Origin of the sequence: Streptomyces sp. IBSBF 2435 (assembly GCF_036815005.1) — a bacterium.
In the GTDB taxonomy this organism is placed as follows: domain Bacteria; phylum Actinomycetota; class Actinomycetes; order Streptomycetales; family Streptomycetaceae; genus Actinacidiphila.
Genome location: NZ_JAJSYW010000121.1, coordinates 1 through 21090 on the forward strand (window position 1 = coordinate 1; position 21090 = coordinate 21090).

At 73.7% G+C, this 21090-nt stretch carries 18 protein-coding genes and 1 pseudogene; 11 read left to right on the forward strand and 8 right to left on the reverse strand.

All coding sequences use genetic code 11. The annotated features are described in order from the left end of the window. Positions 1 to 282 precede the first annotated feature (282 nt). The 5 genes from V7E46_RS22180 (at position 283) to V7E46_RS22200 (ending at position 4744) form a co-directional block, all read left to right on the forward strand. Positions 283 to 1497 (forward strand): NAD(P)/FAD-dependent oxidoreductase, encoded by a 1215-nt coding sequence (locus tag V7E46_RS22180; protein WP_333770057.1) that lies wholly within the window; start codon positions 283 to 285, stop codon positions 1495 to 1497. An 85-nt stretch (positions 1498 to 1582) separates the two neighbouring features. Further along, a complete protein-coding gene (locus V7E46_RS22185; RefSeq protein ID WP_333770058.1) occupies positions 1583 to 1957 on the forward strand; it encodes an Rv2175c family DNA-binding protein in 375 nt (124 codons plus the stop codon). A 45-nt stretch (positions 1958 to 2002) separates the two neighbouring features. After that, positions 2003 to 2662 carry a thiamine phosphate synthase gene (gene thiE, locus V7E46_RS22190; protein ID WP_333770059.1) on the forward strand — a complete coding sequence of 220 codons (660 nt, stop codon included), beginning with the start codon at positions 2003 to 2005 and terminating at the stop codon, positions 2660 to 2662. A 154-nt stretch (positions 2663 to 2816) separates the two neighbouring features. Further along, a complete protein-coding gene (metF, locus tag V7E46_RS22195) occupies positions 2817 to 3734 on the forward strand; it encodes a methylenetetrahydrofolate reductase [NAD(P)H] (protein WP_333770060.1) in 918 nt (305 codons plus the stop codon). 35 nt (positions 3735 to 3769) lie between these two features. Continuing rightward, positions 3770 to 4744, forward strand: a complete 975-nt coding sequence (locus V7E46_RS22200; RefSeq protein ID WP_333770061.1) for a hypothetical protein — start codon at positions 3770 to 3772, stop codon at positions 4742 to 4744. Between the two features lie 19 nt (positions 4745 to 4763). Here V7E46_RS22200 and V7E46_RS22205 read toward each other — a convergent pair whose 3' ends face one another. The 4 genes from V7E46_RS22205 to V7E46_RS22220 all read right to left on the reverse strand — a co-directional run bounded on the left by V7E46_RS22205 (position 4764) and on the right by V7E46_RS22220 (position 10394). Then, positions 4764 to 7076 (reverse strand): terpene synthase family protein, encoded by a 2313-nt coding sequence (locus V7E46_RS22205; protein ID WP_333770062.1) that lies wholly within the window; start codon positions 7074 to 7076, stop codon positions 4764 to 4766. Between the two features lie 162 nt (positions 7077 to 7238). Continuing rightward, the gene (locus V7E46_RS22210) at positions 7239 to 8774 is read right to left on the reverse strand and encodes a phytoene desaturase family protein (protein WP_333770063.1); all 1536 of its coding nucleotides are present in this window, start codon (positions 8772 to 8774) and stop codon (positions 7239 to 7241) included. 28 nt (positions 8775 to 8802) lie between these two features. Next, the gene (locus tag V7E46_RS22215) at positions 8803 to 9411 is read right to left on the reverse strand and encodes a DUF4126 domain-containing protein (protein ID WP_333770064.1); all 609 of its coding nucleotides are present in this window, start codon (positions 9409 to 9411) and stop codon (positions 8803 to 8805) included. Positions 9412 to 9764: 353 nt separating this feature from the next. Then, complete coding sequence (locus V7E46_RS22220; protein WP_333770065.1) at positions 9765 to 10394, reverse strand: TetR/AcrR family transcriptional regulator; 630 nt, start codon at positions 10392 to 10394, stop codon at positions 9765 to 9767. A gap of 141 nt (positions 10395 to 10535) precedes the next feature. On the opposite strand from V7E46_RS22220, the gene V7E46_RS22225 reads away from it, so the two are divergent. The 3 genes from V7E46_RS22225 to V7E46_RS22235 all read left to right on the forward strand — a co-directional run bounded on the left by V7E46_RS22225 (position 10536) and on the right by V7E46_RS22235 (position 12483). Next, a complete protein-coding gene (locus tag V7E46_RS22225; RefSeq protein ID WP_333770066.1) occupies positions 10536 to 11009 on the forward strand; it encodes an SAV_6107 family HEPN domain-containing protein in 474 nt (157 codons plus the stop codon). Between the two features lie 83 nt (positions 11010 to 11092). Further along, positions 11093 to 11863, forward strand: coding sequence for a methyltransferase (locus V7E46_RS22230; RefSeq protein ID WP_333770067.1), 771 nt, complete (start codon positions 11093 to 11095; stop codon positions 11861 to 11863). Between the two features lie 212 nt (positions 11864 to 12075). Continuing rightward, positions 12076 to 12483, forward strand: coding sequence for a DUF3040 domain-containing protein (locus V7E46_RS22235; protein ID WP_329179757.1), 408 nt, complete (start codon positions 12076 to 12078; stop codon positions 12481 to 12483). 666 nt (positions 12484 to 13149) lie between these two features. Here V7E46_RS22235 and V7E46_RS22240 read toward each other — a convergent pair. The 4 genes from V7E46_RS22240 to V7E46_RS22255 form a co-directional block, all read right to left on the reverse strand. Next, on the reverse strand, positions 13150 to 15549 hold the full coding sequence (locus V7E46_RS22240) for a transglutaminase family protein (protein ID WP_333770068.1): 2400 nt from the start codon (positions 15547 to 15549) through the stop codon (positions 13150 to 13152). After that, positions 15546 to 17045: a DUF58 domain-containing protein gene (locus tag V7E46_RS22245; RefSeq protein ID WP_333770069.1), complete on the reverse strand. Its 1500-nt coding sequence runs from the start codon at positions 17043 to 17045 to the stop codon at positions 15546 to 15548. Before V7E46_RS22245 ends, V7E46_RS22240 begins: the two co-directional genes overlap by 4 nt. Then, positions 17045 to 18043, reverse strand: coding sequence for an AAA family ATPase (locus tag V7E46_RS22250; protein ID WP_333770070.1), 999 nt, complete (start codon positions 18041 to 18043; stop codon positions 17045 to 17047). The genes V7E46_RS22245 and V7E46_RS22250 overlap by 1 nt, the downstream gene beginning before the upstream one ends. A 141-nt stretch (positions 18044 to 18184) precedes the next feature. Beyond that, a complete protein-coding gene (locus tag V7E46_RS22255; RefSeq protein ID WP_333770071.1) occupies positions 18185 to 18733 on the reverse strand; it encodes a beta-class carbonic anhydrase in 549 nt (182 codons plus the stop codon). 341 nt (positions 18734 to 19074) lie between these two features. On the opposite strand from V7E46_RS22255, the gene mraZ reads away from it, so the two are divergent. The 3 genes and pseudogenes from mraZ to V7E46_RS22270 form a co-directional block, all read left to right on the forward strand. Next, positions 19075 to 19506, forward strand: a complete 432-nt coding sequence (gene mraZ / locus V7E46_RS22260) for a division/cell wall cluster transcriptional repressor MraZ (RefSeq protein WP_333770072.1) — start codon at positions 19075 to 19077, stop codon at positions 19504 to 19506. A 211-nt stretch (positions 19507 to 19717) separates the two neighbouring features. Next, complete coding sequence (rsmH, locus tag V7E46_RS22265; protein WP_333770073.1) at positions 19718 to 20695, forward strand: 16S rRNA (cytosine(1402)-N(4))-methyltransferase RsmH; 978 nt, start codon at positions 19718 to 19720, stop codon at positions 20693 to 20695. After that, positions 20692 to 21090: pseudogene (locus V7E46_RS22270) on the forward strand (hypothetical protein); the annotation flags it as partial. The gene rsmH and the pseudogene V7E46_RS22270, both read left to right, overlap by 4 nt.

Sequence of the window (21090 nt, forward strand, 5' to 3'; positions counted from 1 at the left end):
CCCCCCGGGCCAGTCGCCTTGCCGCGCCCCCACGCCAGAGGACACCCCGCCAGGGGCGCGGGGAACTGCGCGGGGAACCACGACGCGCCGCAAGTGCGGGGCCACCGCAAGCGGCACCCCCTGAGGCGGCCCCCCCGGAGGAATGCGTGGGGAACACCCCCGCCACGACGGCACCGTCGAGAAGGCCTCGGGCGGCCCCCGCGAACCCCCAGCGGCGCGTCAGGGCACGACGGCGCCCCGCCGTAAAACCGGCGGGCGCGCCGCAGGCGTTACGGTGAGGAGGTGAGCGAGCGCAGCGCCGTCGTGGTGATCGTCGGGGCCGGAATGGCCGGAGTGCAGACCGCCGTGGCCCTGCGGGAACAGGGCTGGCGAGAGGGCATCACGCTGCTCGGCGACGAGCCGCACGCCCCGTACGACCGCCCGCCGCTGTCGAAGGCGGTCCTCCTGGGCTCGGCGGACAGCGCCCAGCTCGACATCCGCTTCGACGTGGACTTCGACGCCCTCGACGTCGACCTGCGGCTCGGCGTGCGCGCCCAGGCGCTCCGCACGGCGGACCGCCAGGTGGTCACGGACGCGGGCCCGCTCCCGTACGACCACCTGGTGCTGGCCACCGGCGCGTATCCGGTCGCGCTGCCGGGGAGCGCGGGCCTGCCCGGCGTGCACCTGCTGCGGACGCTGGACGACGCTGCCGGGCTGCGGCCGGTGCTGGACGCGAAGCAGCAGGTCGTGGTGGTCGGCGCCGGCTGGATCGGCGCGGAATTCGCGACCGCCGCCCGGCAGGCCGGCTGCGAGGTGACCGTGGTGGAGGCGGCCGACCGGCCGCTGGCCGGCGTGCTGCCCGCGGCGATCACCGCTCACATGCGGGCCTGGTACGAGGAGGCCGGTGTCGAGCTGCGCACCGGCGCCCTGGTGTCCGGGGTGGAGCCCGACGCGGTGGTGCTCGCGGACGGCAGTCTGCTGCCGGCCGCCGCCATCGTCGTGGGGATCGGCGCGCGGCCCGCGACGGGCTGGCTCGGCGGCTCCGGCGTGAAGCTGGGCGAGGACGGCTCGGTCCTGGCCGACGACCGGCTGCGTACGACCGCTCCCGGCGTCCTGGCGGTCGGCGACTGCGCGTCCTTCCCCTCGGCCCGTTACGGCGAGCGGCTGCTGATCCACCACTGGGACAACGCCCTGCACGGCCCGCGGACGGCCGCGGCCAATGTGCTGGGCGGGGACACCCGCTACGACCCGGTGCCGTACTTCTGGTCCGAGCAGTTCGGGCGGTTCGTGCAGTACGCCGGGCACCACACCGACGCCGACACCCTGCTGATGCGCGGCGACCCGTCCACCGCGTCCTGGTCGGTGTGCTGGCTGCGCGGCGACCGGCTGGCCGCGGTGCTCGCCGTGGACAGGCCGCGGGATCTCGCGCAGGCCCGCAAACTGATCGCCCGTTCCGCGACGGTGGACCCGGTGACGGCCGCGGACCCGGCGGTGCCGCTGACGTCGGCGGCCCGCTGAGCGGCACCGCGGACGGGGCTCGGCGGCGCCGCCCGGACGGCGGCACTCTGCAGCGGTTGTCGGCGGCAGGTGGCAGGCTTGTTCCGTGACAGTTTTCTCGTCGGTTGACGCACACATTGACGCACTCGTTCCCTCGTGGCTCACGCTGCCCGATGTCGCCGAGCGCCTGGGGCTCGACATCACCCGGATCCGGCCGCTCATCAAGGAGGGCCAGCTCATCGCGGTCCGCCGCGGTGAGAACAGGGTGCTGATGGTGCCGAGCGACTTCATCGGTGACGGGAAGATCATCAAGGGCCTGTCCGGCACGCTCACCGTCCTCAAGGACGACGGGTTCTCGGACGCGGAGGCCCTGGAGTGGCTCTTCACCGCCGACGACACCCTGCCCGGCACCCCCGCCCAGGCGCTGCGCGAGAATCGCGGGACCGAGGTGAAGCGCCGCGCGCAGGCGCTCGCCGTGTAGCCCGCGGCGGCAGCGCCCGCCGCACGCCCCGGGGGAGCCGCCCGTATGACCAGCAGCAGCACCGCACGTGAGCGGTTGGCGGACGCCCGGCTGTATCTGTGCACCGACGCCAGGAGCGGGCGCGGCGACCTCGCGGACTTCGCGGACGCCGCGCTCGGCGGCGGGGTGGACGTCATCCAGCTGCGGCACAAGGGCATCGAGGCCCGTGAGGAGCTGGCGGCGCTCGCGGTGCTGGCGGACGCGTGCCGGCGGCACGGCAGGCTGCTGGCGGTCAACGACCGGGCTGATGTGGCGTACGCGGCCGGCGCCGACGTCCTGCACCTGGGGCAGGGCGATCTGCCGGTGCCGGCCGCGCGCGCCCTGCTCGGCGACCGGGTGGTCGTCGGCCGCTCCTGCCACGCCGAGGACGAGGCCGCGGCGGCCGCGGTGGAGGCGGGCGCCGACTACTTCTGCACCGGCCCGGTATGGCCCACCCCGACCAAGCCGGGCCGCCTGGCCCCCGGCCTCGATCTGGTGCGTTATGCCGCCGGGCTCGGCACGGACCGCCCGTGGTTCGCGATCGGCGGCATCGACGCGGGCAACGTCGGGCAGGTACTGGACGCCGGCGCCCGCCGCATCGTGGTGGTGCGGGCCGTCACCGAGGCCGCCGACCCCTATGCGGCGGCGAAGGAACTGGCGGCGGCGGTGCGCTCGTACAGCCCGTGAGCCGTGCGGGCCGCCTGCCGCCGGCGCCCGGGCCGTCTTCGGCGGGGCCGTCCGGCGGCACAGGCTGTCCACAGGGCGGACGGTGAACGGACGTAGCCGGGCATATTCGCCAGTACGGCTACGCACGGTTGCCGGGCACGGCTAACCTGCATACATGGCCCTGGGAACCCCGTCCACGAGACCCGACCGAGCAACCACCGTCCGGGAGCTGCTCGCGTCCGGCCACCAGTCGTACTCGTTCGAGTTCGGCGCGCCCAGGACGGAGAAGGGCGAGCGGACGCTGTGGGACGCCATCCGGCGGATCGAGGCGGTCCGCCCGACCTTCGTCTCGGTCACCTACGGCGCCGGCGGCTCGTCCCGCGAGGGCACCGTGCGGGCGACCGACCGGATCGTCTCGGACACCACGCTGACCCCGTGCGCCCACCTGACCGCGGTGAACCACTCGATCGCCGAGCTGCGCAACATCATCGGACAGTACGCCGACGCCGGGATCCGCAACATCCTCGCGGTGCGCGGCGACCCGCCGGGCGACCCGCTCGGCGAGTGGGTCCCGCATCCGCAGGGCCTGACCTACGCGGCGGAGCTGGTCTCGCTCATCAAGGAGTCGGGCGACTTCTGCGTGGGCGTCGCGGCCTTCACTGAGATGCACCCGCGCTCCACCGACCCGGCGGCCGACACCCGGTACTTCCTCGACAAGTGCCGGGCCGGCGCGGACTTCGCGATCACCCAGATGTTCTTCGACGCGGACGACTACCTGCGGCTGCGCGACCGGGTGGACGCGGCGGGCTGCCGTACCCCGATCATCCCCGAGGTGATGCCGGTCACCAACGTCCGGCAGATCGAGCGGTTCTCGCAGCTGGGCAACGCGCCCTTCCCGCCCGACCTGGCCGCCCGCATCCTCGCGGTGCAGGACGATCCGGCGGCGGTCCGGGCGATCGGCATCGAATTCACCACCGAGATGTGCCGCCGCCTGATGGCCGAGGACATTCCGGGGCTGCACTTCATTACTCTTAACCACTCCACCGCATCGCTGGAGATCTACGAGAATCTGGGACTGCACCAGCGGGCGTGACACGCGCTGCGGTTCCCAGGTGAGGAAGTGGGCACATGGGCTACTCGGTGCTCTACATCGCGTTCGGCATCGTCGCGCTGTGGCTGCTCGGCGAAGTGCTGCTCCAGTACAAGGCGCGGCTGCGCTGGCGGGTGCTGGCCTTCTGCGGCTTCCTCGGGGTGGTCGCCGGGGTCGCGATGGGCGCGGTCGTGGTGATCGTGCTGGGCGCGCTCACCTTCGGCGCCGGGCAGAGCCTCGTCACCCTGTCGTACAAGCGCGGCTTCTCCACCGGCTGGGCGCTGGGCGGCCGGCCCGGCTCCAGCCGCCGCCGCAAGGGCGGCGCCCGGCGGGCCGGACCTGTCCTGGAGGTCGGCCCGGTGGAGGAGGACGACCTCGCGGCGGCCGGCGCGGTCGGCGCCGAGCGGATCGCCGACCCCTCAGCCACCCGGGACGACGTCTACCAGCCGGTCCCGATGCACGAGGACAGCGGCGAATACCCGCTCTACGGCGGCCAGCCGGCCGGCGCCGCCGACCCCTACGCCGGCGGCGGCAACCAGGGCTACGGCACCGAGGCCTACCAGGACTGGGGCACAGGACCGCAGCCCGCGGCGGCCTCCAGCGGGTACCAGAGCGGCCAGGACGGCGGCTACGGCACCGGGGCAGGCTACGGCCCGTCCGGTGGCTGGGAGGACGGCCAGGCCGCCGCCGCGCAGTACGGCGACCAGCAGCACGGCTACGGCTACGGCCAGGGCGGCTATCAGCAGCAGCCCGCGGCCGGCTACGACTACGGCCCGCAGGCCACCGGAGACTGGACCCCGCAGGCCCAGCCGCCGGCCGACCCGTACGGCTACGGCTATCCCTACCAGCAGGAACAGCCGCAGCCCTACATCCCGCAGCAGCAGCCGTACGACCCGGGCCAGCAGCAGGACCACCAGCAGGACCAGCAGCAGCCGCAACAGCCGTACGAGCAGCCGTCGTACGACCAGCAGCAGCCGCAGTACGCCGACCCGTACGACCCCTACCGCTACTGAGCCGCCGGCGCCCCGCCCGTCAGCGGCGGCCCAGCAGCGCGGGCAACCGGGCGGCGGAGGTGCCGAGTCCGGCCGGGGCGCCCCAGACGGGCTCCGGCACCCGGGCGGCGGCCGGCGAGGCGGCCGAGGGGAAGTGCCGCAGCAGCGCCGCCTCTTCGTAGCGGTGGCAGCCGCGGTGCCAGGTCAGGATGCCCGCCAGCCAGTCCCGCAGCTCCTGGGCGTAGGCCTCGAGCGCCCGCCGTGCGACCGCGTCGAGGTGGAACTCCTCGAAGAGCGCGGGCAGTTGCGTCTCGGTGATGTGCTGGAACTCCGCCATCCGCGCGGCCATCAGGGCGCCCACCACCCGCATGCCCTCCTCGGGGCCGCAGTCCAGGAAGTTCTGCACCACCAGCACCGCGTTGTGGATCTCGCCCTCGAACTGGATCTCCTTCTGGTAGGAGAACACGTCATTGAGCATGCAGGCGAAGTCGGCCGCGGCGGACTCCATGGCCCGCACCGGGCGGGAGCGGTAGACCTCGGGGGAGAGCGCGCCGCCGTGGCCGATCCGCGACAGGCTCATGGTCAGGTCGGAGCCGAAGGTCTTGCGGCGCATCTCGATGTAGTCGACCGGGTCGGGGATACGGTTCTGCTTCTGGTTGGCCAGCTCCCACAGCCAGCTCTCCGTCATGTCCTCGATGGTGGTGCGGAAGGTGCGCCGGGCCTCGGGCCGCATCGGCCCGGCGGTGCGGTGCCACAGGTCGGCCAGCCCGCGTTCCAGCGCGGTCACCGGCGGCGGCACCGCGCCCGCGTCCAGCGGCATGAACAGCCCGAAGCGGTCGGTGGTGTGCCGGGCCGCCGCCATGTCCAGGGAGCGGCCGAAGACGATCGGGTAGTAGTCGTCGCCGTAGGTGCCCCAGGTCAGCCAGTCGGTGGTCAGGTCCAGGCTGTCCCGGCCGGCGTCGGGATGGATGCCGGCCGCGCACAGCGCGAAGTCGTACGCCACCAGCTTTTCGGCGTTCCACAGGCCGCCGGGGACCGGGAAGCCGGGCTCGGGATCGAGCATCCCCATCCGCCGGCTCCACTCGACATTGTGGGCGCGGGAGGCGTCCAGATGCCCGCTCAGCCGGGTCTCGAACGGCATCGGGATGTCGGGCAGCGCGACCGCGCCCACCTGCTGGTGCGGCACATTGCTGAAGCTGTGCAGCCGCTGCGGCATCGTCGCGGCCAGCGAGCGGAACACCCCGGCCGCCGAGGTGCCCAGGCCCGTCGGCCCCCCGAGTCCGCCGAGCGCGCCGAACCCGCCGGACGTGTCCTGCCCTGTGCCGCCGAGACCGCTGGTCACCGCGCCCGCGGCGCCGTCCCCCGCCCCGTTCATGTAGCGGCTGGAGCGCATGTGCCACTCATGGCCGCCGGACTGCCAGTCCTGGAGGCCCTTGACGTACGCGAAGACGTCGTGCCGCTCCTTCGGCCCGAGGCCGTACTGGTCGGCCAGCGGCTCGACCTCGGTGAAGGCGGTGTGCTCGAACTGCTGGAGCCGTGAGGTCAGCAGGTCGTTGACCCGCTCGGCGGCCTCCTGGGTGCTGATGCCGAGGAACCGTTCCAGCACCAGCACCGCGTTGGCCAGCTCGCCCTCCTGCTCGGTCTCCCGCTGGTAGGAGAACAGGTCGTTGCGCAGATGGACCCCGTCGGCGAAGGTGTCGCGCAGCACCCGCATCGGGCGGCTGGCGGCGATCACCGCGGGCACCTCGGCCGACGCCGCGTACTCGATCAGATTCGCCGACCAGGGGGCGCCGCCCACCTTGCGGCGCATCTCGATGTACTCGATCGGGTTGGACACCCGGCCCGCGCTGATGTTGTCCAGCTCCCAGAGCGACTCCTCCAGCAGGAACTGGGTGCTCTCCGCGAAGCGCCGCCGCCAGTCGTCCGACATCGCCGGGACCGTACGCGCCCACAGGTCGGCGAGTCCTGCCTCGACCTGGTTGGCCGGCTCGGGCACCGGCTGCGAGAGGTCCACCGGCATGAAGGCGGGCAGCCGGTCCAGATAGAGCTTCGCGCCCGTCATGTCCTGGCTGCGCTTGAAGATGTCGAGGAAGTGGTCGTCGAAGAAGAACACCCACACGTACCAGTCGGTGACCAGGTCGAGTGCTGGACCCGAGCAGTCCGGGTGGGTGTAGGCGCACAGCAGGGCGTAGTCGTGCGAGTCGAGGTCGGACTCCTCCCAGATGCCCGACCCCTCCAGCATGTTCATCTCGCGCGCCCACGCCTTGGTGTGCACGCGCGCTCTTTCGAGATGGGGATTGAGCCGGGCCGGATAAGGGACGTAGAACTGCGGGAGTTCGAAGGGCTGTGGCATGTCGGTACGGCCTTCCGTTCGGCGATCAAAGGGCCTGTGATCACGCTAAGTGATCGACCACCCGCGCCGGGAGGACCTGCGGACACAACCGCCCGATCAGTTGAATTCGGGCGGCAGCGCGATTAACGATCTTGGGATGCGGTTACCTGTCACGCCGCACGCTCAGCGGCTGCCGCCCGGGCCGCCGGCGATCAGGTCGGCGGTGATAGCCGCCGACATCCCCGCGTGCGGCAGACCGCCGCCGGGGTGCGCCCAGCCGCCGACGCAGTAGAGCCCGGGGAAGGGCGTCCGGTTCGCCGACCGCAGCAGGATGCCGCCCGCCCCGGCCAGCGAGGGGGCGGGCACCGAGCCGCCCGCGACGCCGGTCTCCCGCTCGGCATCCGCCGGGGTGCGGACCTCACGCCACAGCTCGCGCTCGCGCAGCCCCGGCACGGCCGCCTCCGCGGCGGCGGCCATCAGGTCCGCGAAGGACTCGGCGGCCCCGGGCGCGTTCCAGTCCACCGTCCGCGGCAGCTTCCGCGCCGCGTCGTGCGCGGGCACCGGCGCGGTCAGCGTCACCGCCTCGTGGCCCTCGTCCGGCCGGGTCGCCGGGTCGTCGGGCCGCAGCACGGTCACCGTCAGCGCGCCCGGCGGCGGCAGCGGCTTCGGGCTGCGGGCGTACATCCAGCCCAGCGCGCGGTCCCGGTCGGCCGCGTGCACCACCGTGCGGTGCGCGCCGCCGGCCGGGCGCGACCCGCGCAGCGCCAGATGGACCGTGAAACGGCCCGCCTCGCCGTGCGGCCCCGCGAAGGGCCGCGGTGCCCCGTCCCCGCCCGGGGCCGCCGCGCCGGCGCACAGGGCAGGCACCGGCGCCCCGGCCACCACGATGTCCGCCGCCACCTCGCTGTCGTCGGCCAGCCGCACACCCGCTGTACGGCCGCCGTCCACCAGCAGGCCGGTCACGTGCGCGTCGAAGCGGAATTCCACCCGGCGTTCGAGGCAGCGCTCGTAGACCGCCTGCGCCAGGCGGTGCACCCCGCCGGGCACGTACCACAGGCCGAAGGTCTCCTCCAGATACGGCAGGACGGCCGCGGACGCCGGTCCCTCGCGCGGGTCGACACCGTGGGCCAGCAGATGGCTCTCCAGCAGCGCCGCCATGCGCGGGTCGCGCAGTTCCGCGGCGGCGATCCTGGCCAGCGACGGCCGGCTGCGGCCCGGCCCGAAGCCGCGTCTGACCACCGGGTACGGATCGCGGGTCAGGATCCGCGGGTCCGCGGGCAGCGCGTCCTCCAGCATCGGCCGCCGCATGACCTCCCACGTCCCGCGCGCCCTGATCATGAGGTCGCTCCAGCGCTCGCCGCTGCCGGGGCCGAAGGCCGCGTCCATTGCGGCGACGGTCCCCGAGCGCGAGGCGTTGGGCAGCGTGAGAACCGTGCCGTCGGCGAAGACATGGCGGCTCGCCGGGTCGACCCCGACCAGGCCTGCGGCGTCCTCCAGGGACTTCTTGCCGGTCTTCACGAACAGGTCGCGGTAGACCGCGGGCAGCGTCAGCAGACCGGGACCGGTGTCGAAGGTGAAGCCGTCCCTGGCCAGCCGGCCGGCCGCGCCGCCATAGGTGCCGGTGCGTTCCAGCACCACCACCTGGTGGCCGCCGGTGCCGAGCCGAGCCGCCGCCGCCAGCGACGCCATGCCCGCGCCGATCACCGCAATCCGTGCCATGCCACGGACTGTAGCGGCGGGCGCGGGTTCAGACGGCGGCCGGGGTGCCCCGGCCGCCGCCGGACGCCCGGCGCTCCCGCCGGCGCCGCCAGAAGCGCCGGATACGGGAGAAGAGGAAGACCACCGTCGTCAGGCCGAGCGCCAGCAGAGTCCCGGCGATCACCGCGGCCGCCACCGGGTGGAACAGCGCGAAGATCACCAGCGCCGACACACCCAGATCCTCGGCCAGGCTGACCACGATGTTGCTGAACGGCTCGGGCGAGGTGTTGACCGCCATCCTGGTGCCGGCCTTCACCAGGTGGCTGGCCAGCGCGGAACTGCTGCCCACCGCCGCGGCGGCGGCCTGCGGCAGCGAGCCGTCGTGCCCGGCCAGCAGCGCGGCGACCACCCCTCCCGCGACCGGGCGGACCACGGTGTGCACCGCGTCCCACGCCGTGTCGACATAGGGGATCTTGTCGGCGACGGCCTCGCAGAGGAAGAGCAGCGCGGCGACCACCAGCACATCGGTGCGCTGGAGCGACAGCGGGACCTCGTCACTGGCCCCGGTGACGCCCATCAGGCCCAGCAGCAGCACGACGGCGTAGGAGTTGATCCCGCTCGCCCAGCCACTGGTGAAGACCAGCGGAAGTACGGACATGACCGGGACTCTAGCCAGAACTGCCGGGATGGTGAGCGGAAGTGAGCGAACATGCGTGAAAGGGGCGGGATCTGAGTATCACTACTTAGACACACCTTTGAGTAGCGGCACGGATGGCCGTTACCGGCGGAAACGGAAGAGTGGAGCCACGGACGGGCACACCGACCGCACCGCCGACACGGGGCGGCGGTACGGCGGCGAGCCTGCTCGGCAACGGGGGGTTGCATGGGGGGAGGCGCTGTCCCGGCACGGTTCGGTGGGGGACCGGCCCATGCCAGGACAGCGCGCTCGGCTTTTCCCGCGCCTCCCGGCCCGCGACGCCTCCCGGCCCGCGACGGCTGCGGCTCCCCCGGTCAGGACCGGGGCGCCGACGCGCCGAGCGCCGCGCCGCCGACCCGGCCCTGGAGCAGCCGTGACAGGGCCGCGTGCACATCGTCGATGCTGCGTTCCGGCTGGAACGCCTGCCAGTCCAGGGCCGCCACCAGCACCATGCCGAACAGCGCGGACGCGGTCAGCTGGACATCGATGTCCTCGCTCAGCTCGCCCGCCGCGACCGCCGCGCTCAGCACCTCCTCGACCACCGAGACCGCCTGCCGCCGCACCAGCGTCAAGGTGTCCTGCCAGGCCCTGTTGGTCCGCCACAGCTCGGCCACGTAGAGCTGGGTGAAGGACGGGTAGCGCACGATGAAGGCCAGTCCGGCGTGGACCATCGCGTCCAGCGCGTCAAGACCGCTGCCGCCGCGCGCGGTGGCGCCGGTCGCGGCCTGCCGCAGCGTGTCGCGCAGCCGGCCCACACCGTCCCGCAGCAGCTCCTCGAACAGGTCGTTCTTGCTGGCGAAGTTGTAGTAGACGGTGCCTTTGGCGACCCCGGCCCGCTCGGCGATCTCGTCGACGGTGGTGGCGGAGAAACCCTGCTCGGCGATGAGAGTGACGGCCGCCGTGTAGAGCTTGCGGCGGGTGGCCTGACGTCGTGCGGTGCTCATGGGACCGATTCTGCCCGCCCGCGGTGGGGCGAGGTGACCCGATCATCGAGGAAGTGCCGATATTCGCAGGTCAGGACTGATTGTCAGTGGTCGGCCCCACTATGGGCATACGGACCACGTACGGAGAAAGTGAGGCTCGCCATGGCAGTACCGCTCAGCGACGTCCACCCTGTGCTGCGCCGCGCCACCGCATCACCCGCCGCCCTCGACCTGCTCACCCAGGCCCACCACGGACTCACCGAGGCCGGCCTTCTCGACGCGCCCCACGAGCGGTACGCCACCGCTCACCTCGCCGCCCTGCGCACCGCCGCCGCGGTGCTCGCCGCCCGGGGCCTGCCCGAGGACACCTCGCGGCGCCGCCACAGGATCCGCAGTGTCTGGGAGGTGCTGCCCGAGATCGCACCCGAACTGTCCGAGTGGAGCGCGCTGTTCGCGGGTGGCGCCGACCGCAGGGCCAGGGCGGACGCCGGCATAGCCAGCGCGGCAGGACCGCGCGAGGCCGACGACCTGGTCCGTGCCGTCACGGTGTTCCTGCGCCTGGTGGAGCGGATGCTGGTGCTCCACCCGATCCTCGACGACACCCCGCCGCTGATACCGGGGCCGTCGCGGGAGTGACCGGCGCGCGGCCCCGGGCAGATCACGGGCAGGCCCTAGAGTTGGAGCCGCACCCGTCACCAGCCGCTGAGGAGCCGTCCGCCATGTCCCGTCAAGGAGGGGTGGACCCGATGCGCCCCCGAGCCAGCCTGCGTACCGCCGTGGTCTGGGAGGTCCTGCGTGACGCGCTCGATCGGCGGGCGAAGGCGGCGGACACCGCGGTCCTCGACGTGCTGGACACGGGCGGCGGCACCGGCAATTTCGCGGTGCCCGTCGCCCGGCTCGGCCACCGGGTCACCGTCGTGGACCCCAGCCCCGACGCGCTGTTCGCCCTGGAGCGCCGGGCCGCCGAGTCCGGCGTCACCGAGCGGGTCCGCGGCGTGCAGGGTGACGCGCAGGGCCTGCTCGACGTGATCGCCCCCGGCGAGTACGACATGGTGCTCTGCCACGGCGTCCTCGAATACGTCGATGACGCGGCCGAGAGCGTCCGCCACGTGGCCGGGGCGCTGCGTCCCGCAGGCTCGCTCAGCCTGCTCGCCGCGGGCCGCGGCGGCGCCGTCCTGGCCAGGGCACTGGCCGGGCACTTCGCCGAGGCCCAGCACGCCCTGGGCGACCCGGACGGGCGCTGGGGCAGCGGCGACTCGCTGCCCCGCCGCTTCACCGCGGACGAGCTGACCCGGCTGGTGGCCGACGCGGGACTGCGGGCCGCCTCCGTGCACGGGGTGCGGATCTTCGCCGACCTGGTCCCCGGGGTCCTGGTGGACACCGAGCCGGGCGCCCTGGACGCGCTGCTCCGGCTGGAGCTGGCGGCGGCCGAGGAACCCGGTTTCCACGCCGTCGCGACCCAGCTCCACGTGCTCGCCGAGCGCGGCTGACGGCCGCCGCGCGCGAGGCGGCGCACAGGGACTGTGCCACAGGCCGCCCGTCCCGCCATTCCTGACCGTATGCTGGCATGACGCGACAGCGGACGGGGAATGAAGGACCCGTCGGGTTGGCGCAGAGGGGCGGGTTTCACGGGGGCGATTCCCTGCCTATCCTGAAAGGGTCGGACCGGTCGCCTCGCGCGACCGACGAGTAGGAGGTCTCCGTGCCGCTCTCGGAGCACGAGCAGCGCATGCTCGAGCAGATGGAGCGAGCGCTGTACGCCGAAGATCCCAAGTTCGCGTCGGCGCTCGAGGGAACCGGGCTGCGCACGTTCACCCGGCGCCGGGTCTACCAGGCGGTCGCGGGGTTTCTGGTCGGTGTCGCGCTCCTGATGGGTGGCATGATCGCCAAGCTGACGTGGGTCGGCGTGGCGGGCTTCCTCGTCATGCTCGCGTGTGCGGTGCTCGGGGTCACCGGCTGGCGCAAGGCCGGCAAGCCGGCTGAGCAGGCTCCGGTCGGCGCTGTCGGCCGCGGCGGGCGGCTCGCCCGCCGGCACCAGCCGCGCAAGGGCAAGGTCATGGACCGTATCGAAGAGCGGTGGCAGCGGCGGCGCGACGAGCAGGGCCAGTAGCCGCGGGCTCCGTTCCCCCCGCCCCACCAGTGCGCCTCCGGTGCCCCTTCCGCCCTCGGCACCTCAGCGGTGCCTTCGCGTGACGCGTTTCCCATCCCGACTGCCGTGAGGCTGGGGGCACCGCTGCGTCGGCGGGTGCGCTTTCCCCGGGCGCGGGGGTTGTGCGGTGCCCACGCGTAAGGGGGCGCCCCATCCCACGGGCGCGGGCTTCTTTGCGCTCCCGGGCGCGTGGGTCTTTTGCGGCGCGGGGAACCGCGCGCGCAACCGGCCGCCGGCCGGTGGTCCGGATGCGACAGCGACAGCCCCTCCGGGACGGTGGCGACCCCCGCGCCGGTGGCGGGCTCGTCGCGCGGTTCCTCGCGTCCCTGGGGTGGTGCGGTGCGTTCGTACGTGATGGTGGGTGGGGGTGGTCGCGTCGTTCCTCGCGCCCCTGGGGGTGGCCCGGTCCGTCGTCACACGACGGTTGTGGTGGGTTGCTCGCGCCCGTTCGGGGCACGTCCTGCCGGGCGGGCAGCGGGCCGACGTTGTGGCTCGTCGTGCCGTTCCTCGCGCCCCTGCGGGGGCCGCCCGGCAGGCCGCAGGCCAGGCGTGGACGCTCGCGTCTGTGCGGGGGAGGGTCCGGGCGGCCCCCGGGGCGGTGGCTGAGCACCGGCCCCGGGGATGCCGTCAGGAAGAGAGCCGGCGGCGCAAGGGTGCCGCGATGCGGTCCAGGGTCCGGGCCAGCCGTTCGGAGGTGGCGGACGCGCCGGCGGAGAACCGCCACAGGACCCGGGCGAAGGAGCGCGGGAAGTAGCGGGCCCGGAACCTGGCGCGGCGATCCGCCGAGGCGTGCAGCCCGGCACGGACCGCGTGGACGTCCGCCGCGAGGCCGGTCGCCGCACCCGGCGTGGGCGCGTACAGCGTGCGCTCCACCGCGGCGCCCAGCGAGGTCGCCCCGGCGGCAGCCGCCCCGCTCAGCCGCCCGTCCGTGATCAGCCGGGCCATCGCCCGCCGCGGGGTCTCGGACTCGTCCGGTGGGATGCCGTAGTCCCACCCGGTGTCCAGCACCTCGCGCCACGCGGACAGCACGAGGCCGCCGCTCTTCTCCCGCCCGCCGCCGAGCCGCCCTGCCCGTACCCGGCTGCGCCAGATCAGCGGCAGCGCGGGAAGCAGCAGCACCAGCAGGGCGATCAGCGCGAGCCCCGCGAGCCGCAGCCCGTCGGTGCCGCTGCCGCCGGAGCCGCCGCCCGCCGCCGCCGCGGAACCGCACGCGGCCTGGCCGGAGTTGTGCTCGGCGCACTGCGACGAGGCGGACGGCGTCGGGCGGGCCGTGCTGCCCGTGCCGTGCTGCGTCGGGTCGGGGGTGGCGCTGCCGCCCGCGGTGCTGGTCGAGAGCGTGTAGGACGGGGCGGTGCCGCGGTAGGGCGTCGGCTCGAATCGGGTCCAGCCGATGCCCTCGAAGTACAGCTCGGGCCAGGCGTGGGCGTCCTTGAGCCCGACCGACATCGTGCCCTCGCTGGTCAGCGAGCCGGGGGTGAAGCCGACCGCGACCCGCGCCGGGATGTGCAGGGTGCGTGCCATCGCCGCCATGGTGAAGGCGAAGTGCACGCAGAAGCCCTCCTTGGTCTGGAGGAAGCGGGCGATGGCGTCCACCCCCGTGCCGGACTTCGCCTGGGTGTTGTAGACGAACTCCCCCGAGGTGAAGTACCGCTGGAGGTCCAGCGCCCGCTGGTAGTCGGTGGTCGCCGACTGCGTCACCTGCCGGGCGGTGGTCGCGACGATCTTCGGCAGCGAGCCGGGCACCTTCTCGTACTGCTCGGCGATCCGCCCGGTGGCCGGCGGCGCTGCCGCGAGCTGGGCGGCGGTCGGCTCCAACTGCGCGCTGGTGACCTGGTAGTGCAGGCCCGCGGTGGTCTGCCCGTGGTCACCGATGACCATCCGGCCCTCGGGCTGGTAGCGCCAGTCGCCGTCCGCCCGCACCCGGACCGCCGGGTACGGCATCGGCAGCCAGCCCTGCGCATAGTCGCGGTCCACCGCGACCGAGGTGTCGACCTCGGTGTATCTGACGTCCTCGCCCTGGCCCTGCGGGGTCGGCAGCACGTCGGGGATGTCCAGCTTGGCGTCCTTGGAGGCCGACCACTGGGTGCCGTCGAATTCGTCGAGCGACACGATCCGCAGGTACATCCCGGTGGCGTCGGGGGAGTTGGTCCTGTAGGTCATGACCTCGCGGTTGTCGGGCTGGTTCAGGTAGTCCTGGAGCGCGACCTCGGGGCGTACCGCGGCGGCGCTGCCCACGCCGTTGCCGAGGCCGTCGCCGCTGCCGCCGCCCGCGGAGTCCAGCAGGCCGCCGCTCAGCGACGGCAGGACCGCGGGCAGCACCAGCGCGATGCCCAGCGCCATCGCGCCGATCCGCCGCCCGGTACGCACCGGTGCCAGCGGCGCGCCGCCGCCCGCCGCGCCGGCCGGGCCGGCCCAGCCGTTCTGCCGGGGCGCGCCGCCGAAGACCCGGCCCCAGCGCGACAGCCGGTCGCGGCCCTCGGCGAGCAGCAGCAGGAGATAGCCCGCGGCGGCGATCAGGAAGTACAGCCACTGGCTGCCGCCGTCCTCCAGGCCCGCCGCGACCGCGTAGAGCGCGAGCAGCGGCAGCCCGGCGGGCGCCGCGCTGTTGTACGTCACCGCTATCGCGTCCACCGCGAGCGCGATCAGCAGCACCCCGCCGACCAGCAGGAACCTGATGCCGGGGGTGACGGGCGCCGGGATGGCGAAGTTGGTGACGTCGGTCATCCCGTCCTGGACGAGCTGTCCGAGCTGGCGGAGGGACTGCGGCCCCGGCAGGACTCCGCCGACCGCCTGGTGCGGGGTGAACATCACGGTCAGCACCAGCAGCGAGACCAGCGCCTGGCCGAGGACCGTCAGCGGCCTGGCCAGCGGCACCCGGCGGGCGGCGGCGCCCACCCCGGCCTGGAGGACCACGCACAGCATCGCCTTGAAGAACCAGCCGCGCGGGGAGGCCAGCGGGAGCAGCGCGGAGGCCGCCATCAGGGAGGCCAGCGCCGCGAACACCGTCAGCCGCGCACGTCCGCTCATGTCGTCGCCCCCGCCTCGTGCCGGCCCTCGGGGGAGTCCGGGGACTCCTCCCGCGAACGGTAACGGTCGGCCCGCTGCCACAGTTCCGGCAGTGTGTCGCCGGCCGCGACCTCGACGACCGTCCAGCCCGCCTCGCGCAGCATCCGCACCGCGCGCAGGGTGCCGTCCTGCTCCTCCGCGGGCGCGGCGCCCGCGGCACCGGTCGGCACCAGCCGCCCGGCCGAGTCCACCGTGACCCAGTCGTCGCTGTCCAGCACGAAGGCGACCGCGCCGCCCGCCCGCTGCCTGATCCGGGCGATGCTCGCCGCCTGCTGCTCGTCCAGGTCGCCGAGGAAGGCCACTATCAGGCCCTCGTTGGCCGACCGCAGCGCTTCGTACGCGGCCGAGAGCGTCTCGCTGTCGGAGTGGGTCACCACCGCGAGGGTGTCGAGCAGTACGCCCGCCATGTCGGAGGAGTCGCCGCCGAATCCGGCGGTGCCCTCGGGGCCGGGCACGCTGCTGCCGGTGTCGGTCAGCAGCCGGACCGCGTAGCCGCGCTCCAGCATGTGGGTGGCGACCGAGGCGGCGCCGGACACCGCCCACTCGAAGGCCGAGTCGGGGCCCGAGCCGAAGTAGGCCCAGGCGCGGGTGTCGAGCAGCACCGTGCAGCGCGCCCGGTGCGGCTGCTCCTCGCGGCGCACCATCAGCTCGCCGTATTTGGCGGTGGAGCGCCAGTGCACCCGGCGCAGGTCGTCGCCGTGCCGGTAGCCGCGCGGGATGACGTCGTCCTCGCCGGCGAAGGCCAGCGCCCTGGTGCGGCTCTCGCCGTAGCCGTTGGCCTGGCCCGCCAGCCGGACCGGCGGCAGCGCCTCGACCCGCGGGACGACGGTGAGGGTGTCGTAGGAGCTGAAGGAGCGGGTCAGCTCGCACATGCCGAACGGGTCGCTGAGCCGCAGTTGCAGCGGTCCGAGCGGGTAGCGCCCGCGCAGGTCGGAGCGCACCCGGTAGGACACCTCGCGGTGCCCGCCGGGCTCGACCCGGTCCAGGACGAAGCGCGGGCGCGGCCCGAGGACGTAGGGCACCCGGTCCTGGAGCATCAGCAGGCCGGTGGGGACCCGCGAGACGTTGTCGACCCGCAGGTGCACCCGGGCCTCCGACATCGCGGGCACCCGGGACGGCGACAGGCGGCGGCTGCCCGCGACCCGGTAGCGGGTGCGGTAGAGCACCGCGACGCACACCAGCGGCAGGATCGCCAGCAGCAGCCCGACCCGCAGCAGGTCGGGCTGCCCGAGGACGTACGCGCATATGGCCGCGGCGACACCGGCGGCCACGAAGGACCGGCCGCGGGTGGTGAGGCCGCCGAGCGCGGCACGGAAGCCGCCGGCGCCCTGGCGCGCGTCGCCGCCCTGCGTCCCGGGGTCACCGGCCCGCGGCGGCTGCGGGGCCTGCCGCGGCGGATGCGGCGGCGGCAGGGGAGGAGGAGGCGGAGGCGGCCCGCCGGCGGCGGGGGTGGCCATCACAGGCCCCGGGCGCCCGGGCGGCGGCCGGCCGACGGGTCGGGGACCGGGACGCGCTGGAGGATCTCGGCGACCACCTGCTCGGGGGTACGCCGGTTGAGCTGGGCCTGCGCGGTGGGCAGCAGCCGGTGCGCCAGGACCGGGGAGGCCAGCGCCTGCACGTCGTCCGGGAGTACGAAGTCCCGGCCGTCGAGCGCGGCGGAGGCCCTGGCGGCCCTGATCAGGTGCAGGGTGGCCCGGGGCGAGGCGCCGAGCCGCAGGTCGGGGTGGTCGCGGGTGGCGCCGACCAGGGTCACCGCGTAGCGACGGACCGGGTCGGCGACATGCACCTGGCGGACCGCCTCGATGAGCTTGACGATCTCGTGCGCGTGCGCCACCGGCTGGAGGTCGTCCAGCGGCGAGACCCCGCCGTGCACGTCCAGCATCTTCAGCTCGGCCTCGGGACTGGGGTAGCCGATGGACACCCGGGCGGTGAAACGGTCGCGCTGCGCCTCGGGAAGCGGGTATGTGCCCTCCATCTCCACCGGGTTCTGGGTGGCGATCACCATGAAGGGGCTGGGCAGTTCGTAGGTGGTGCCGTCGACGGTGACCTGGCGCTCCTCCATCGACTCCAGCAGCGCCGACTGCGTCTTGGGCGAGGCGCGGTTGATCTCGTCGCCCACCACGATCTGCGCGAAGATCGCGCCCGGCTTGAACTCGAAGTCCCGCTGCTGCTGGTCGAAGACGCTCACTCCGGTGATGTCGGAGGGCAGCAGGTCCGGCGTGAACTGGATACGCCGGACCGAGCAGTCGATCGACCGTGCCAGCGCCTTGGACAGCATCGTCTTGCCGACGCCGGGCACATCCTCGATGAGCAGATGCCCCTCCGCCAGCAGAACGGTCAGCGCGACACGAACGACCTCGGGCTTGCCCTCGATCACGTTCTCCACACTGCGGCGGACCCGGTCCGCGGTCGTGGTCAGATCGCTCAGGCTTGCGCGTGCGTCAAAGGTCGTCACCCGGTGCTCCTAGGCCATGTCCGCGGGACTCGGTCATCCCTGGACCGGCCCTCCCCGAAATGCGTGCCGCTCGCTGCGAGGCAGGCGGTGCCGCACTGTGCATTCTTCCCTTAAGCGGCACTCCACGTCACTCGGCTGCCGTTACTTGTTCGTGATTTCCCGCAGCAGGCCGGTGTGCACGTCGAAGACGAAGCCCCTGACGTCCTCGGTGTGGGCGAGGAAGGGGGACGTCCTGACCCTGGCCATGGACTGCCTGACGTCCTGGTCGAGATCGGTGAAGGACTCCACCGACCAGGTCGGGCGCTGGCCGACCTCGTTCTCCAGCTCGGTGCGGAACTCCTCGGTGATGCTCTGCATGCCGCAGTTGGTGTGGTGGATGAGCACGATCGACCGGGTGCCCAGCGCGCGCTGGCTGATGGTCAGTGAGCGGATCGTGTCGTCGGTGACCACTCCGCCGGCGTTGCGGATGGTGTGGCAGTCGCCCAGGTCGAGGCCGAGCGCCCTGTGCAGGTCGATGCGGGCGTCCATGCAGGCCACGACGGCGACCTCCAGGACCGGCCTGGCATCCATGCCCGGGTCGTGGAATGCGGCGGCGTACCGCGCGTTGGCCTCGACAAGGCGGTCGGTGACCGACCCGGTGGCGGCGGGAGCCGAGGTCTCGGACGGGCCGCTTGCGGCAGATATCGACATGTCTTCGACGGTAAGGCCCGGGCAGGGCGGTCACCTGTCGTGAGTTCAGACGAAACAGCAAAATAAGCGGTCATTCCCCGGCTGTGTGACGTAATCCACAGGGGTCGTCGGGCGCGCCGCCGAGGTCGCCCGGCAGGGTGACGCGCCGCGTCCGGCCTACGTTGACCGTGGAGCACGGTGGAGTAAAGTGGCGCGAAGTGGTGCTTGAGGGCTGACGCCCGAGCCCCCGCGGCGAACCGGCCGAGGCAGGTGGCCGGCCGTGCGGGGCGGGGGCACCTCCCGCCGCAGGGCGGGGGGCAGTGGGAAGCCCGACCCGGAAAGCGGCGTCTGCGGGAGGTGCGGTGTTCCTCGGGACGTACACCCCGCGCCTTGACGACAAGCACCGCCTGGTGCTGCCGGCCCGCTTCCGCGAGCCGCTGGCCGACGGACTGGTGATCACCCGCGGGCAGGAGCGGTGCCTGTGCGTATGGCCGGTGGACGGCTTCAGGGCGGCCACCGAACAGCTGTCGGCGGCCCCGCTGACGTCGAAGTCCGCCCGGGACTATCTGCGGGTGCTGTTCGCCGGGGCGCACGACGAGATCCCCGACAGACAGGGCCGCGTCACCGTCCCGCAGCCGCTGCGGGAGTACGCGGGACTGGCCCGCGACTGCGCCGTGATCGGTGCCAACACCCGGGTGGAGATCTGGTCGGCGACCGCCTGGGCCGGCTATCTGACGGCCCAGGAGGACACGTTTTCCGCCTTGTCCCAGGAGGTTCCGCCCGGATTACTGTGAGCGGCCCCGCCCCCGCGCACCCACCGCGAACCACCCGCGCGGACGTACGGCCCGGCCTCCTCCCGCTCCACCGTTGCGCTGGCACCACTTCCCCGGTGCCAGGGGGACGATTCCGCCGAGCGGGCGGGGACCAGGTTCTACGTCCAACCGCCGGCCGTCGCCCTCGAACAGGGGCCGGCCGTGCCAGCACCGTCCGAGAAGGGCCGGCCCCATGAGCGACACCCCTGCGCAGCCGCCGGAGCCCCGGCACGTCCCGGTGATGCTGCGGCGCTGCCTCGACCTGCTGGCGCCCGCGCTGGCGGAACCCGGCGCGGTCGTCGTGGACGCCACGCTCGGCCTCGGCGGACACAGCGAGGCGCTGCTGAGCACCTTCCCCGCCGCCCGGCTGATCGCGCTCGACCGCGACCCGGAGGCCCTCAAGCTCTCCGGCAAGCGGCTGGCCCGTTTCGGCGACCGGGCCACCCTGGTCCACGCGGTCTACGACGACCTGCCCGACGTCCTCGCCGGGCTGTCCGTGCCGCGTGTGCAGGGCGTGCTCTTCGACCTCGGCGTGTCGTCCATGCAGCTCGACGAGGCCGACCGCGGTTTCGCGTACGCGCAGGACGCCCCGCTCGACATGCGGATGGACCAGACCACCGGGATCAGCGCGGCCGAGGTGCTGAACACCTACCCGCCGGGCGACCTGGTCCGCATCCTGCGCGCCTACGGCGAGGAGAAGTTCGCCCGCAAGATCGTGGACGCGGTGGTGCGCGAACGCGACGCGGAGCCCTTCCGCAACAGCGCCAGGCTGGTCGAGCTGATCAGGGACGCGCTGCCGCAGGCCGCCAAGCGCACCGGCGGCAACCCGGCCAAGCGCACCTTCCAGGCGCTGCGGATCGAGGTCAACGGGGAGCTGGCGGTACTGGAGCGGGCGATCCCCGCCGCGGTCGCCTCCCTCGCGGTGGGCGGCCGGATCGCGGTGCTCGCCTACCACTCCCTCGAGGACCGGCTGGTCAAGCAGGTCCTCGCGGCCGGCGCCGCGAACACCGCCCCGCCGGGGCTGCCGGTGGTGCCCGAGCAGTACCAGCCGCGGCTGCGGCTGCTCACCCGCGGCGCCGAGCTGCCCACCGAGGACGAGATCGCCGAGAACCGGCGGGCCGCGCCCGCCCGGCTGCGCGGCGCCGAGCGGATCCGCGAGGCGACCAGGTGAGCCCGCTGCGCGGGCGGGGCGCAACCGCGGCCCGTACGCCCTTCGTCATCCTTGTCGTGACACTGCTCGCCGGTGGCCTGATCTCGCTGCTGCTGCTCAATGCCGCGGTCAATCAGGACTCCTTCCAGCTGAACAAGCTGGAGAAGGAGACCACCGGGTACACGGACGAGCAGCAGCAACTGCAGCAGGAGGTCGATCAGTACGGCGCTCCCGGGACTCTGGAGCGCAAGGCCCGCGAGCTGGGCATGGTTCCGGGCGGCAACCCGGCCTTCCTCGACCCGGGCGGGTCGGTGCGCGGCACCCCCGAGCGGGCGACGGCGCCGCCCGCGCCGAAGCCCTCGGCGACGCTCACCCCGCCTCCGATCCCGACCACGTCCCCGGGCACACCCCCGGCC